Origin of the sequence: Novosphingobium sp. fls2-241-R2A-195, from assembly GCF_030209485.1 — a bacterium.
Taxonomy (GTDB): domain Bacteria; phylum Pseudomonadota; class Alphaproteobacteria; order Sphingomonadales; family Sphingomonadaceae; genus Novosphingobium; species Novosphingobium resinovorum.
The window spans coordinates 141,973-156,564 of record NZ_JARVRY010000006.1; the positions used below are offsets into that span (position 1 = coordinate 141,973).

Here is a 14,592-nt window from a genome sequence, read left to right on the forward strand (position 1 = left end):
CTGACGCCGGGATCAACCGGCTCGTCGCAAGGTAACGGCAGGTTTACACCGGATTTATGTCCGGGGGGAAAGGTACCGGCACCGCCGGCCACCGCCCCTATAACAAGAATTAATCGAAGAACTCACGAAATGGATTCGACAATCTTGGCGATCTATGTGTTAAATTGACGACACACATTTCTAGCGGGGGGGCAGAATGTGAAGAGAACAAGTGGATTGTTTCTGATCGTTCTGGCGTCACTCAACTGCGCCGCTTGCGCATCGATTGACGGGGCTCCGAAACCCGTAATCGACCTCAGAAGTACCGCCGAAATTCCAGAAGAATACAAAGTCGCGACGGTCACCGAAGCGATCGGTGACGAACTGGATACAGCGAAAGCGAAGCGTTGGCGGAACCGAACCATCGCCATTTATATGGCCGCGATGGATGCCCGCTACGGAGAATTCCGCAAGGCACTCGCCGGTGAGTCCAAAGGATGGAATGCCGGGCTGGACATAAGCGTGCTGGGCATATCCAGCCTGGGCGCCGTGGCCAAAAAGTCGAGCAATGAATTGGCCGCGCTCGCCGCCTTCCTCTCCGGCACCCGCAACAGCCTCAACAAGGAACTGTACTTCGACCGAACGCTGCCTGCGCTGATCGCGACAATGGATGCGAGCCGCACTCGTGTTCGCAGCACAATCATGGGGCGGATGCGCGATGACATCTCGCAGTATCCCATGGAACTCGCCTTTTCGGATCTCGCAAGCTACGAACTATCCGCAAGCATCGACGCGGCGATCCAACAAGTGACCGCAGATGCCTCAGTCGCAGCGCGGGCCGCAGATGAAAAGTACAAGAACGCCGTCGCGTCCTGTAATCCCATAGCCGCGCTACGACCGAACCTGCAGCGATTGAACAACTATGTCTACGATCTGGCTGCTGGCGCGGATAACGGAACGCCTCCGGCAGGATCGCCCGACCAGGCCAAGCTCGACCGCCTGGCGAAGATCGCTGTGGCTGTCGATGCCGAACCGTCAACGACGGCAACCACGAAAGCCGAAGCGAGTACGCAAGCCGATGCGATCATCGATGCGACTGCCGGCATTTGCTCGGTGGATGGGCTTGAAACCTTGTTCGCCACGATGAAGGGCGCCACCGGAGAAACTGTTCCATGAGCGAAATCATACTGAAGTACGGACCCACCCTGTCGCTGGACGATTTGTCGGGCGCGATTGGCGGCGACGAGGCCCGGTACGGTACGCTCAAGGCACTCGCCGCCGGCGAAGCCACCAATTACGCCATCTTCGAACGCGGCAAGTCACCGAAACCATCGGCCAGGCTTGTACTCGGCTCGCAGGCTCCAGACGGAGCGACTAGCATCTGCTCGGCAAAGCTGTTTATCCTGAGTCAGCTTCTGGACGTAACTGCCGTTCGATAAATCCGAACAGCAGCGCGCCTTGTTCGCTCAGCCGAGAAACCCAGCGATCGCCCGGCCGAGATCCTTGAACGTCACCGATGACATGTGATTGCCCGGCACTTCGGCATAAGTGCCCTGCGGCAGTGCCGCGGCGAGGTCCTGCGCCGAGCCGTTGTCGTGATCGTCCGCGCCGCACACGCACAGCGTCGGCATCGTCACTTGCGCGATGGCGTCGGGCGCGGTGTCGTCCACCGAGCCAAGCAGCAGGCGCGCGGCCACGCGGTCGATCTTCATCGACTTCATGAAAGCCTGCGCCACAAACGCCTTGTCGCCGCGCTCGATGGTCCCGAAGCGGTCGATGGCGTCGACGAAATGCGCGCTGCGCTTCGCCCAGCCCGACAGGCCCGTCAGCCCCATTCCGCCCAGCACCAGCCGCTGCGGCGCCAGCCCCGCCAGCACGCCGCGCACCACCGTCCGCGCGCCAAGCGAAAAGCCGCCGAGGTCGTATTCCGAAAGGCCCAGCGAGCCGATCACCGCCTTGAGATCGCGCACCAGCACGTCGGAGGGATAAGCTGTAGCATCATGCGGACCGTCGCTCTGCCCGTGGGCGCGCAAGTCCGGCATGAACACCTCGAAGCCCGCATCGGCGAGGATCTTGGCATTGCCGAACTTGATCCAGTTCACCTCGGCGCTGGAGAACAGCCCGTGCAGCAGCACCAACGGCCGTCCGCCGGTATCGCCCATGGTGTGCAGGGCGAGCTTCGCCCCGCCGAAACCTTCGACGAAATCGGTCTTCACATCGCTCACAGGCAAACTCGCTTTCCGGTCATTCAGGCGGCTCGAGACCGGCGGCCTTCCATCGGTCCATGACGCCCGCGTTCTCGGCGCTCGTCATGCCGGGCAAGTGCCGCACGTCGGTCCATGCCGTCAACATGCTTTCGGTCGCATAGTTCTGGCTGGGGCGAAACGGCGCGGGATCGTCGAAGCTGCCCACGGTCAGGTCGATGTTCTCGCCGTCGAGGAACGCGAAGCCCAGCGGCGTCCCGCAATGCGAACAGAACGGCCGGTGCGCGATCGGCGACGACTGATACCAGTCCGGTTCCGTCTCCCACCGGACGGCCGATTGCGGCGCATTGACGAACGCGATCGACACCCCGCCGGTCGCCCGCTGGCACATGCGGCAATGGCACAAGTATGCCTTGTCGGGCTCGACCTCGGCGCGGTAGCGGATACGGCCGCACTGGCAGCCGCCCGTCATTGCCTGCGTCATAACGCTGGCTCGGGCGCCAGCGGCCGGATATCCCCGCCGATGTGCCGCATGAAGTCGGCCTTGCCCAGCGGCACGCCCTTCATCCGCAGGATCGCGTAAGCCGTGGTCAGGTGGAAATAGAGGTTGGGCAGGATCCAATCGTCGAGATAACGCTGCGCGGGCAGTTCCAGATAGACGCCCATCCGCTCCAGCACGATCCGTTTGGCTTCGGGCGTGACGGCCGCGACTTCCGTAGCCAGCAGCGCGATCGTGTCTGCAAGCACCGCGCGGGCTTCTGCCCAGTCGACCACCGGCTGCACTTCGTTGGGCAGGTCCGCGCCCCGGCTCCAGGCGACGAACTGCAGCGGCTGCGTGCAGGTTCCCGCGACCTGCCAGGCCAGCGGATGCATGTCCCCGGCCAGCCGCGCCGCCGCCAGTTCGTCAAACGCGACACCCGCCTCTGCCGCCCATTCCTCGGCCTTGTCGAGCACCGCCGACAGCGTCTCCAGCCGGGCGGCCAGCAGTTTGAGGGCGTTCTTCGTCTCGGCGGCGTCCATGCAATCCTCCATCCCGGTGTCAGGTGAAGGTTAGGTGGCGACCGCCGAGCCGATTGCAAGCGCGCCTCTCAGCCCTTCTTGAGGTGGCGGCGGCCTAGCAGTTCAGCGATCTGCACCGCGTTGAGCGCCGCCCCCTTGCGCAAGTTGTCCGACACGCACCACAGCGCCAGGCCGTTGTCCACGGTCGGGTCCTCGCGCACGCGGCTGACGTAGGTAGCGCCGTCACCCACCGCCTCGATCGGAGTGACGTATCCACCGTCCTCGCGCTTGTCGACGAGCATCACGCCCGGCGCCTCGCGCAGGATGTCCTGTGCTTCCTCGGCGCTGATCTCGTTCTCGAACTCGATGTTCAGCGCTTCGGAGTGGCCGACGAAGACCGGCACGCGCACGCAGGTGGCCTGCACCTTGATCTTCGGGTCGAGAATCTTCTTGGTCTCGACCACCATCTTCCACTCTTCCTTGGTGGAGCCGTCGTCGAGGAACACGTCGATGTGCGGGATCACGTTGAAGGCGATCTGCTTGGTGAACTTGCGCGGCACGACCGGGTCGGCGACGAAGATCGCGCGGCTCTGCTCGAACAGTTCGTCCATGCCCGCCTTGCCCGCGCCGGACACCGACTGGTACGTCGCGACGACGACGCGCTTGATCTTCGCCTTGTCGTGCAGCGGCTTGAGCGCGACGACCATCTGCGCAGTCGAGCAGTTGGGATTGGCGATGATGTTCTTGGCCTTGTACCCGTCGATCGCCTCGGGGTTCACCTCGGGCACGATCAGCGGCACGTCGGGGTCCATGCGGTAGAGCGACGAGTTATCGATCACCACGCAGCCCTGCGAGGCCGCCTTGGGCGCATAGATCTTCGTCGCGTCCGAACCCGCCGCGAACAGCGCGATGTCCCAACCCGTGAAATCGAAATGCTCCAGGTTCTTCACCTTGAGCATGCGGCCGGTATCGCCATACTCGACTTCGGTGCCCACGGAGCGCGAGGAAGCCACGGCGGCAATCTCGTCCGCCGGGAATTCGCGCTCGGCAAGGATGTTGAGCACTTCGCGGCCGACATTCCCCGTCGCACCGACGACGGCAACCCGGTAACCCATGGCAAATTCCCTTTAAAGGCGCCCGGGCAAGCGGACGCAGACACGCCGCGCGGGTTACCCGCCCACGCCCCTCAGGGCAAGCGCCGCAAGGCCGGAATGCAGGAAGTCACGCGGGCAATGGTCCCATAGGTGCGACAAGTCCTGCACCGGACTCCTCGGCTCCGCGCGCCATGGAATCGCGGCGGCGGAATGGCTGACGCTTCCAGTAGGTCAGCGAACGCCAACTCCATTCAAGCGGCCCGCTCAGGAAAAAGCGAAGCCACAGGTTGGCGAGAACCAGCATGGCCAGATCGATTACCGTGGCCGCCACCATCAGTTGCGCCCAGCCCAGCTTGTCCCACAAAGCGAGCCCCCAGGGCGCGAAGACGAACCACATCGCGGCGATGCTGGTCAGGATATAGATCGAGAACGCCATGCGCCCCGCTGCCTTGAAAGGCGAAAGCACGGTTCGGCCTGCAGCGGTCTTCATCAGCAGGTTGAACAGCCCGACATGCCCAAGCGTTACCGACAAGCGCGCGAATTCGGCCGAGATCAGTCCCGGCGTCGGCCAGGGCGTGAACTTGAAGATTTCAACGACATCCCATGCCCTTAGCCCACAACCGATGGCATAGCCCGCCAGTGCCAGCCCCGCATAGAAGCCCCCGGACCTGTCCCCCTGGATTACACCCCACTTAAACAGCGCCATGCCCAGACACATTGCCGGCGCAGCCTCCAGCACGGTAAAGAACAGCCCGTTTCCATCGCCGAACACCTTGTTCCAGATAAACCACGCGAACATCACGTATTGATGCGGCCATCCTTCCCGCGCCTTGCGTTCGGCGTCGATCGCGATCTGGTCCTTCTTGCTTGCCGGCTTGGAGAGGTCGTGCTGGTCGACTTTTTCCTGCCAGGTCTCGAGCGTCTTCTTGTCTTCGGCCGACATTTTGGCGCCTGCGGCCTGTTTCTTTTGCAAGACCTCAACCTTGTGGATGCGCTCGACCCGCTCCTGCCAGGCGAAGACCCCGCTGACAGCCACGAAGGCGGCGAAAGCCATGCCCATCGCCAGCAGCACCTTGGGTGAGGCCTTGCGGAACGGAAACAGCAGCAGCGCCGCCAGTCCGTAAGCCAGCAGAATATCGCCGACCCAGCCGATCACGAAGATATCGATCAGCCCGAACAGGATGAGCAGCAGGTTGCGGCGATAGTAAAGGTCGGCCACCTGCACCGGATCGTCGGGCTTCATGGCCTTGGCAGTAAAGACCATCACCCCGGCGCCGAACAGCAGTTCGAAAAGCCCGCGTTGCGTACCGTCCCAGAAAATCTGGATAGTCGCCCAAGTCGTCTGGTCGGCCGCGCTCCACGACAAGCGACGGAAATCGTGCATCCACGACGACACGTTGGAGCCCATGAAAGGGATGTTCATGAACAGGATGCCCAGGATCGCAATCCCGCGCAGCACGTCGATCGCGTCAATCCGCGCCCGTCCACGTACCGGACCGAATTGAGCCAATTCCCCCGCCATGATTACCCTCACCTGTATTTATGATGAAGGTAATTGACCGCGATAATGACGTCAATCGATGCATCCGACCAATTCATGACAATTAACGCCATGACGGAAGTACTTTCACTTCGGTTTTCGGAAAAATATCAGGTGAACGTATTAATTTGACTGACGAAGGCATGCCGTAATCGCATCCTGCACCCATTCGTCGAGGAAGCCATCGTCCGACGGTCCGGCAAACTCGTACAGATCGCTCAACAGCGACGGGTCCGCGACAATCCTCGCCGCTTCGAGCAAGGGCATGGAGACCTGCTCTCCCGCCAACTCCCGCGCCAGCAACGGCAATGCCGCAACGGGGTCGAGGCGCGCCAGCCCGAGAATGGCTTCGGCCCGCACCTCATAAGCCGGGTCGATCGAAGAGGCGATCAGGGCATTGCGAATGCCGGGACGATCCAGTTCAAGCTGCGAAAGCAGCATGACCGCCCAGTCACGATTGGCCGTGACGGCATCTTGCGTCATATCGATTAGACGCCCGAGGTTCGCCTCACCGAACGGACCTTCGCCAAACGCGACCTCGTCGGCGATTACAGCCTGTAGAAATTCGGAAGGCGGAAGATAACGCTCGGTCATGCAGATGACCTCCCGGCATATCGTCCAGCCGCAAGGCGTCGCCCCCCCCAAGGAAGGGGAGCGACGATCCAGGTCAGTGTGCCGTCGCCCCCTGCGCCGCGGTGTGCGGCGGCGGAGCCGCGGCGAGGTCGTCCGCCTCAGTCCACTCGATCGCGGTAAGAGGTTCGGTCAGCGCCTTGGCAAGAACCTCATCGACATGGGAAACCGGAATGATTTCCAGGCCCTGCTTCACGTTGTCCGGAATCTCGGCCAGATCCTTGCGGTTCTCCTCAGGGATCAGCACGAGGCTGATACCACCACGTAAGGCCGCCAGCAGCTTTTCCTTGAGGCCGCCGATCGGCAGCACCCGGCCGCGCAAGGTGACTTCGCCGGTCATGGCGACGTCCTTGCGCACCGGATTCCCGGTCAGCGTCGAGACGATCGACGTCACCATGCCGATACCCGCCGAAGGACCATCCTTGGGCACCGCACCCTCAGGAAGGTGGATGTGGATGTCCTTCTTGTGGAACACGCTCGGCTTGATGCCGTAAGCGGGCGAGCGCGCACGCACGAAGCTGAACGCGGTCGAGATCGACTCGTTCATCACGTCGCCCAGCTTGCCGGTCGCCTTGATGTTGCCCTTGCCGGGCACGGTCACGCTCTCGATAGTCAGCAGTTCGCCGCCCACTTCGGTCCAGGCGAGGCCGGTAACGGCGCCGACCTGGTGCTCTTCCTCGCCGACGCCGTGGCGGAACTTGCGGACGCCGGCGAACTCGTCGAGGTTTTCCGGCGTGATGGTAACCGACTTGGCCTTGCCCTCGAGGATCTGGCGCAGCGACTTGCGCGCCAGCCGCGCGATCTCGCGCTCCAGCGTGCGCACGCCGGCTTCCCGGGTGTAGTAGCGGATCAGGTCGCGCAGGCCTTCCTGCGTCAGCGTGAATTCGCCCTTCTTGAGTCCGTGCGCCTCCACCTGCTTGCGGATCAGGTGCCGCTCGGCGATCTCGACCTTCTCGTCCTCAGTGTAACCCTCCAGACGGATGATCTCCATGCGATCGAGCAGCGGCTGCGGCAGGTTCAGGCTGTTCGCGGTGCACACGAACATCACGTCCGACAGGTCGATGTCGAGTTCCAGATAGTGATCCTGGAACTTCGCGTTCTGTTCGGGATCGAGCACTTCGAGCAGCGCCGATGCCGGATCGCCGCGGAAATCCTGGCCCAGCTTGTCGATCTCGTCGAGCAGGAACAGCGGGTTGGACTTGCCCGCCTTGCGCAGGTTGGTCACGATCTTGCCCGGCAGCGAGCCGATGTACGTACGGCGGTGGCCGCGAATCTCGGCCTCGTCACGCACGCCGCCCAGCGACTGGCGGATGAACTCGCGTCCCGTCGCCTTGGCGATCGACTTGCCCAGCGAGGTCTTGCCCACGCCCGGCGGGCCGACGAGGCACAGGATCGGCCCTTTCAGCTTGTTGGTGCGCGCCTGCACCGCCAGATACTCGACGATGCGGTCCTTGACCTTATCGAGCGCGTAGTGATCGGCGTCGAGGATTTCCTGCGCCGAGGAAATGTCGCGCTTGAGCTTGCTCTTCTTGCCCCAGGGCAGGCCCAGCAGCACGTCGAGGTAGTTGCGGATGACGGTCGCTTCGGCGCTCATCGGCTGCATCGACTTGAGCTTCTTCAGCTCTGCAACCGCCTTCTCCTTGGCTTCCTTGGAGAGCTTGGTCTTCTCGATCCGCTCGGCCAGTTCCTGCAGCTCGTTACCTTCGTCGCCCTCGCCGCCGCCGAGTTCCGACTGGATCGCCTTGAGCTGTTCGTTGAGGTAATATTCGCGCTGCGTCTTTTCCATCTGGCGCTTCACGCGGCCGCGAATCTTGCGTTCCACCTGCAGGACGCCGAGTTCGCCCTCCATGAAGGAGTAGACCATTTCCAGTCGCTTGAGCGGGTCGGATTCGGACAGCACCGCCTGCTTGTCGGACACCTTGGCCGACAGCTGCGCGGCGACGGTGTCGGCCAACTTGGCCGCATCCTCAATATCACCGAGCTGTTCGCCCGCGTCCTGGCTGAGCTTCTTGTTGAGCTTGGCGTATTCGTTGAACTGATCGACGACGGTGCGCATCATCGCCTCGACCTCGGTGCCCTCGGCCTCGGTCGGCGCTATCGCCTCAACTCCTGCGACCAGCATCTCGCCCTCATCCGTGGTTTCGGAGCGCAGGGTTTCGAGGCGGGCGCGGTCCTGCCCTTCGACCAGCACGCGCACGGTGCCGTCCGGCAGCTTGAGCAGCTGCAGGACGCTGGCGATCACGCCGGTGTCGTAGAGGTCGTCACGATCCGGGTCGTCACAGCTGGGATCGAGCTGGGCGAGCAGGAAGATGTCCTTGTCGCCGGCCATCGCCGCTTCGAGTGCCGCCACGGATTTTTCGCGGCCCACGAAGAGAGGCACGACCATGCCCGGGAAAACGACGATGTCACGCAGCGGCAGAAGCGGAAGCAGGTTCAATGCACTTGTCCAATCATCTCGCACGGGGACTGCATCTTGGCCCAACCCCGGCATATTCCCGCAGGATATGGGTGGTTTTGGCCACCTTGCAATCTTTTCGAGGCGAAAGGCCGTGGAAACCCGCCTGCTCGCTACAGGAAATTACCCTCATCACGTTGCGAGGGCACCAGTAGCTGGGTCCGATTTCGAGTAATAGCGCGGCGATTCGCCACCGTTTCAGAGCTACGGGAAAAGGCGCGCGTCCTCTTCGACAGGCTCAGGGCGAGCGGACTTGGAGCAAACCGCCGGACAGGCTTGGCACGAGATAAAAAAGCTCAGCCCGAACCACCGCTCAGGCTGAGCTTGTCGAAGCCCCGAAAAGGCAAACGCGCTTTAGAACGGCAGCTTGAAGCCCGGCGGCAGGCCCATGCCCTGCTGCGCCTTGGCGAGTTCCTCGTTCGCTACCGAGTCGGCCTTGACGCGCGCGTCGTTGTAGGCGGCCGCGATCAGGTCTTCGAGGATCGGCTTTTCCGAGGCCACCATCAGGCTGTCGTCGATCGCCACGCCGATCACGCGGCCCTTCGCCGAACAGCGGATCTTGACGAGACCACCGCCGGAAAGCCCCTCGACCTCAAGCTGGTCGAGCTTGCCCTGGGTTTCGTTCATCTGCTTCTGGATGGTCTCGGCGGCGGCTTGCGCGGCCTGGATCATCTCTTCCATCGACTTCATCTCAACGTCTCCAATTGCGGCCGCCCCCGCCGATGGCGGCCTGGCGATCTTCCTGAATGAGTTCGGCGCCGGGGAATGCCGCCAGCGTCGCCTCGACCAATGGTGAGGTTCGCAGCGCCTCTGCGTCGGCAGTCTTCTTTACCTGATGCACTTCGACGAGGGTGGGCGCGCCTTCTCCAGCGACTTTCTCGACCTGCCAACGCTCGCCTGTGGCCGCCTGCAGACCGCCGCGCAGAACCGCAACGATGTCCTCGTTGAAGCCCGGCGGCTGGGCATAGCGCAGCAGGCCGGGCGAAAGCTCGACCACCCGCACCTGCATGCGCATGGTGTTCGCGGCGGACATCTCACCCGCATGCTCGACGTCATCGACCAGCGCTTCCCAGCGCGGCGAGATCGCAGCCGGTGACGTTGCGACAGGCGCGCCCGACACGGCACTTCCCTGCTCGGCCACGGGAGCCGCGGGCGCGCGGGAGGCGATTTCCTCCAGCTTGCGGACCAGTGCGCCGGGATCAGGCATGTCGCTGGCGTGCATGATCCGCAGCAGCGCCATCTGCGCCGCGACGAGCGGATCGGGCGCGGACTTCACCTCATCATGCCCCTTGAGCAGCAGTTGCCACAGGCGATGGAGTTGCCCCGCCCGCAGCGACTTCGCCCACCCCTCGATCGCCTCGCGCTCCTCGGTGGAGTGCGCTTCGGCGCTGCCGCTGACTTGCGCCACGGCGACGCGGTGGGTCAGGTCCATGAGGCCGCGCATCAGCGCGATCGGCTCGACACCCAGCGCAAACTGGTGCGCGACGAGGTCGAGCAGGTCGCCGCCCTTGCCGTCCAGGATCGCGGCGATGAGCTTGCGCTGCACGCTCTTGTCGGAGAGGCCGAGCATGTCACGCACCTTGTCAGCGCGGACCTGGCCTTCGCCGTCGAGGTCGGCGTGGGCGATCGCCTGGTCGAGAATCGAGAGGCCGTCGCGCACCGAACCCTCGGCGGCGGCGGCAACCATCGCAAGTGCCTCGGCCTCGGCCTCGACGCCTTCCTTTGCGCAGACGTGCGCGAAGTGGCCCGCCAGCATCGGCGCGGGGATACGGCGCAAGTCGAAGCGCTGGCAGCGCGACAGCACCGTGACCGGCAGCTTGTCCACCTCGGTCGTCGCGAAGAGAAACTTCACGTGCGCCGGCGGTTCCTCAAGAGTCTTGAGCAACGCGTTGAAAGCATTGCGCGAGAGCATGTGAACTTCGTCGATGATATAGATCTTGTAGCGCGCCGAGACGGCGGCGTAGCGGACCGCCTCGATGATCTCGCGCACGTCGTCAACGCCGGTGTGGCTGGCGGCGTCCATCTCGATGACGTCGATGTGGCGGCCCTCTGCTATGGCGACGCAAGGTTCGCACTGGCCGCAAGGGTCGATCGTCGGGCCGCCTTGCCCGTCCGGGCCGATGCAGTTGAGGGCCTTGGCGATGAGGCGCGCGGTCGAGGTCTTGCCGACCCCGCGCACGCCGGTCATCAGGAAGGCATGGGCCAGCCGATCGCGCTTGATCGCGTTGGCGAGGGTCTGGACCATCGCCTCCTGCCCGATCAGTTCGGCGAAAGTCTGCGGGCGATACTTGCGCGCGAGCACGCGGTAGGGCTGCGCGGTGGTTCCGGCGGGTGCCGCCTTTGGGGCGGAGGCTTCGACAGATTCAGTCTGAGCCGGGGCCGGGGCCGGGGCTGGCTTCGGAGTTTCCGCGAACATCGCGCTTTGCCCGGCCGCTTCGAGTTCGGCGGCTGTAGGCTGCGGCTCAGGCTCCGGATCGCCGAACATGGACTGTTGCCCGGCCGCCTCCAGTTCGGCGGCGTCGGGCACGTCGTCGGCCCCGTCAGTACCGTCGTCATCGTCCCAGGGGGGCGTATCGCCGAACATGTCGCGTGAATCGTCCATCGTCGGCCAAACTAGGGGTTCATGGCCGGGATGTCAGGGGGAAAGCGGTCGAAACACCCGCATGTTCCACAGCCTTCGTGCCCTGACGAGCACAAAGCCATAAAATTTCAGCGATGTAGAGAAATGAAGGAGCCGAACGACCCGCCGCAACCCGTTGTGGCTGCTTCCTTCCGGACCTGACCAAGTTGGCGGACGCAAACGCCCGTCCGACTCCCGGAGCGCCCTATGGCGATGGTTTGACGGGAATGCAAGCAGTTAGAACGACGTCGCCCCGGACATGGGCCGGGGCGATGGACGATCAGCGGAAGTTGTCGGCGTAAGCCTGGATCTTGAGGCGGCGTGGCGGGGTGGTGTGGATCTCGGCCTCGATGCCGTACTTGTCGGCATAGGCCTTGGCCTCTTCCGAAGTTGGGAAGCGCAGGATGACCTGCTGCTGCGTGTCGCCCGAGCCGGCCCAACCCATAAGGGGATCGGGCTTCTTCGCCTCCGACGGGGTGAACTCGAGGGTCCACTGGTCGAGCAGCGCCTTGCCGGACTGCATAGCGTTCTTCGGGCGTTGATAAATGCGTGCGCTCATGAGCCAGCGCTTTGCCTCCGAATCGCTGCCGAAATCAAGCGCGAATCACGCCTTGCGACTTGCTTCGAAGGCATTGCGCGTCTTGAGGCTAGGGTCTTCGGTCCAAGGTTCATCCGGCCAGCGGTGACGCGGGTAGCGTCCTTTCATGTCGCGCTGCACGTCGCGCCATGATCCCCGCCAGAAGCCGGGCAAGTCGCGCGTGGTCTGGATCGGGCGGCCGGCAGGCGAGGTCAGCTTGAGCAGCAACGGCTGCGAGGGCTGACCAAAGCCGGGGTGCCGGTCGAGGCCGAACAAGGCCTGCACGCGCACTTCCACCGAGGGGCCGCCTTCGTCCTCATAGTCGATCGGGTGCGTCGAACCGGCGGGACTGCGGAACTCGGGGGGAGCGAGGCGGTCGAGCGCCTGCTGGTCATCCCAGCTCAGCCGATTGCGCAAGGCCTGCGTCACCGCGCCCCCGTCGAGCTGATCAAGCCGTCGTCCCAGAAGCGGTCCGAGCCATTCCTCAAGGTCCTCCAGCAGCGCCTCTTCCGACAACGCCGCAATCCCCGCATAGCGCGCGCGGCGCAGGAAGTTCTGGGCCCCCTTGCCCAGCGGCACCAGGGGCAGACCCTTGAGGCGGATGCGCTCGATCACGAAGGCGCGGATCGCTTGCGAGTCTGGCGACGGATCAGGTCCGCTCGCCAGCGTGATCGCGCCGAGGCGACGCTCCAGCCGCGCCTCCACACGGCCGTCGGCCTCGTTCCAGCGCAGCACGGTGCGGCGTTCGATAGCATCGGCAAGCCACGCCTCGACCTCGGCCGTTTCGAGCGAGGCGCCCGAAAGGATGCGCGCGCCCTTGGCTTGCCCCTGCGCGTCACCGATCACCATCCACTCGCGAGCGGCCAGCGGCGAGGCGGGATCGAGCACGTAGCCCCTCCCTCCCGCGCTCAGCCATGTCTCGCCCGAGCCGTCGCGGCGACGCGCCAGCATGTCAGGGCGGCCGAGGGCGAGAAGCACGCCCAAGGGCACCTCTTCCGCGGCACCGGCAGCGACCAGCCCCGCCGCCCGCCGAGCCCAGCCCACCGCGAGCTTGCGCGAAGCCTGCGCGCGGGGCGCGCGGTCGGCATCCCAGCGGGAAAGGCGCTGCGTCAGGTCGTCACTACGGCCACCTAGCCCACGCTCCTGCAGGAGCAGCGCGAGTTTCGCCGCCACATCGGCGGCGCCATGTTCGCAGGCGCGCAGGATCATCGCCGCCTGCGGCGGGTCCATCGGCAGGCTGGCGACCTTGCGGCCGAAACCGGTGATGCGCCCCGCTTCGTCGAGCGCGCCCAGGGCGACGAGGCCCTTGCGCGCCGCTTCCAGCGCCGGGGCGGGCGGCGGGTCGAGCCAGGCCATCACCGCGGGATCTCCCGTGCCCCACTGCGCCAGCGCCAGCGTCAGCGGCGCGAGGTCACTGGTCAGCATTTCCGGCGGATCGAACTCGGGCCGCCCAGCATGCGCGGCTTCCTCCCATAGGCGATAGGCGACGCCGGGCTGCTGACGGGCGGCGCGGCCTGCACGCTGGGCGGCCGAGGCCCGGCTTGCCCGGTGCGTGACGAGGCGGGTGACGCCCGCTGCCTTGTCGAACTCGGCACGGCGCGAGAGGCCCGCGTCCACCACCACCGAAACGCCGTCGAGCGTCAGCGAAGTCTCCGCGATCCCGGTCGCCAGCACTACCCGGCGGCGGCCTTCGGGATCACGCCGGATCGCCGCGCGCTGGGCGGCGGGTTCGCACTGGCCATGAAGCGGTAGAACCAGCGCAGAGGGCAGCTTCTGCGCCAGCCCCTCGGTCACTCGCTCGATCTCGCGAACGCCGGGGAGGAAGGCCAGCACATCGCCATCGACGTCGCGCCAGGCGGTGAGGACAGCCGATGTGACCGCGTCCTCGATCCGCCTGTCCGGCGCGTGCCCGAGCCAGCGCAGGTCGAGCGGCCAGGCTTTGCCCGCGCTCTCGATCACCGGAGTGCCCTCCCCCAGCAGCCGGGCGAAGCGGGTCCCATCGATGGTAGCGGACATGACGACCACCCGCAGGTCCTCGCGCAGTACGGCGCGACTTTCGATCGCCAGCGCCAGGCCGAGGTCGCTGTCGAGATGGCGCTCATGCGCCTCGTCGAACAGCACGGCGGACACGCCGGGAAGCTCCGGGTCCGAGAGGATCGTCGAGACGAAGATCGCCTCCGTCATCACCACCACACGCGTGCGGGCCGAGCGCTTGACGTCGAGACGGGTGACGTAGCCGATGGTCTCGCCTGCCGCCTCGCCCAGCTGCCCGGCCATACGCTCGGCGGCGGCCCGCGCGGCGACACGGCGCGGCGAGAGCAGGATCACGGTGCCCTTGCACCATTCCTCGCCCAGCAGGGTCGGCGCGAGCGCGGTCGTCTTGCCTGCACCGGGCGAAGCGATGAGCACGGCGCCCGTCCCGGCGCGCAAGGCGGCCAGGAGATCAGGCAGGACGGCATGGATCGGCAAGGTGCTCACAGACGCGCCCTTAGAG

At 64.9% G+C, this 14,592-nt stretch carries 13 protein-coding genes and 1 other RNA gene; 2 read left to right on the top strand and 12 right to left on the bottom strand.

Annotation, left to right across the window (positions count from 1 at the left end; translation table 11 throughout):
- The first annotated feature begins 216 nt into the window (after positions 1–216).
- Positions 217–1,155, top strand: a complete 939-nt coding sequence (locus QRN25_RS05905) for a hypothetical protein (protein ID WP_285017959.1) — start codon at positions 217–219, stop codon at positions 1,153–1,155.
- Positions 1,152–1,418 (top strand): hypothetical protein, encoded by a 267-nt coding sequence (locus tag QRN25_RS05910; RefSeq protein ID WP_285017960.1) that lies wholly within the window; start codon positions 1,152–1,154, stop codon positions 1,416–1,418. The genes QRN25_RS05905 and QRN25_RS05910 overlap by 4 nt, the downstream gene beginning before the upstream one ends.
- Positions 1,419–1,445: 27 nt before the next feature.
- Here the strand turns inward: QRN25_RS05910 and QRN25_RS05915 are convergent, their stop codons facing one another.
- From QRN25_RS05915 to hrpB, 12 genes are all read right to left on the bottom strand, one after another.
- Positions 1,446–2,204, bottom strand: a complete 759-nt coding sequence (locus tag QRN25_RS05915) for an alpha/beta fold hydrolase (RefSeq protein ID WP_285017961.1) — start codon at positions 2,202–2,204, stop codon at positions 1,446–1,448.
- A gap of 19 nt (positions 2,205–2,223) precedes the next feature.
- A complete protein-coding gene (locus QRN25_RS05920; protein ID WP_285017963.1) occupies positions 2,224–2,667 on the bottom strand; it encodes a GFA family protein in 444 nt (147 codons plus the stop codon).
- Entirely contained in the window at positions 2,664–3,203 is a 540-nt protein-coding gene (locus tag QRN25_RS05925; RefSeq protein WP_285017965.1) for a DUF1993 domain-containing protein, read from the bottom strand. The genes QRN25_RS05920 and QRN25_RS05925 overlap by 4 nt, the downstream gene beginning before the upstream one ends.
- 68 nt (positions 3,204–3,271) lie before the next feature.
- Complete coding sequence (locus QRN25_RS05930; RefSeq protein WP_008830021.1) at positions 3,272–4,297, bottom strand: aspartate-semialdehyde dehydrogenase; 1,026 nt, start codon at positions 4,295–4,297, stop codon at positions 3,272–3,274.
- A 106-nt stretch (positions 4,298–4,403) separates the two neighbouring features.
- Positions 4,404–5,798: a DUF418 domain-containing protein gene (locus QRN25_RS05935; RefSeq protein WP_285017967.1), complete on the bottom strand. Its 1,395-nt coding sequence runs from the start codon at positions 5,796–5,798 to the stop codon at positions 4,404–4,406.
- Positions 5,799–5,939: 141 nt separating this feature from the next.
- Complete coding sequence (locus QRN25_RS05940; protein WP_285017968.1) at positions 5,940–6,410, bottom strand: lyase; 471 nt, start codon at positions 6,408–6,410, stop codon at positions 5,940–5,942.
- Positions 6,411–6,483: 73 nt separating this feature from the next.
- The gene (gene lon / locus QRN25_RS05945; RefSeq protein WP_502910431.1) at positions 6,484–8,832 is read right to left on the bottom strand and encodes an endopeptidase La; all 2,349 of its coding nucleotides are present in this window, start codon (positions 8,830–8,832) and stop codon (positions 6,484–6,486) included.
- A 423-nt stretch (positions 8,833–9,255) separates the two neighbouring features.
- Entirely contained in the window at positions 9,256–9,591 is a 336-nt protein-coding gene (locus QRN25_RS05950) for a YbaB/EbfC family nucleoid-associated protein (protein ID WP_008830943.1), read from the bottom strand.
- Between the two features lies 1 nt (position 9,592).
- The gene (locus QRN25_RS05955; RefSeq protein ID WP_285017973.1) at positions 9,593–11,503 is read right to left on the bottom strand and encodes a DNA polymerase III subunit gamma/tau; all 1,911 of its coding nucleotides are present in this window, start codon (positions 11,501–11,503) and stop codon (positions 9,593–9,595) included.
- A gap of 121 nt (positions 11,504–11,624) precedes the next feature.
- Positions 11,625–11,721: signal recognition particle sRNA small type (gene ffs, locus QRN25_RS05960), an RNA gene on the bottom strand.
- A gap of 80 nt (positions 11,722–11,801) precedes the next feature.
- Entirely contained in the window at positions 11,802–12,080 is a 279-nt protein-coding gene (locus QRN25_RS05965; protein ID WP_271181646.1) for an ETC complex I subunit, read from the bottom strand.
- Positions 12,081–12,125: 45 nt separating this feature from the next.
- The gene (gene hrpB / locus QRN25_RS05970) at positions 12,126–14,576 is read right to left on the bottom strand and encodes an ATP-dependent helicase HrpB (protein WP_285017976.1); all 2,451 of its coding nucleotides are present in this window, start codon (positions 14,574–14,576) and stop codon (positions 12,126–12,128) included.
- Positions 14,577–14,592 lie beyond the last annotated feature (16 nt).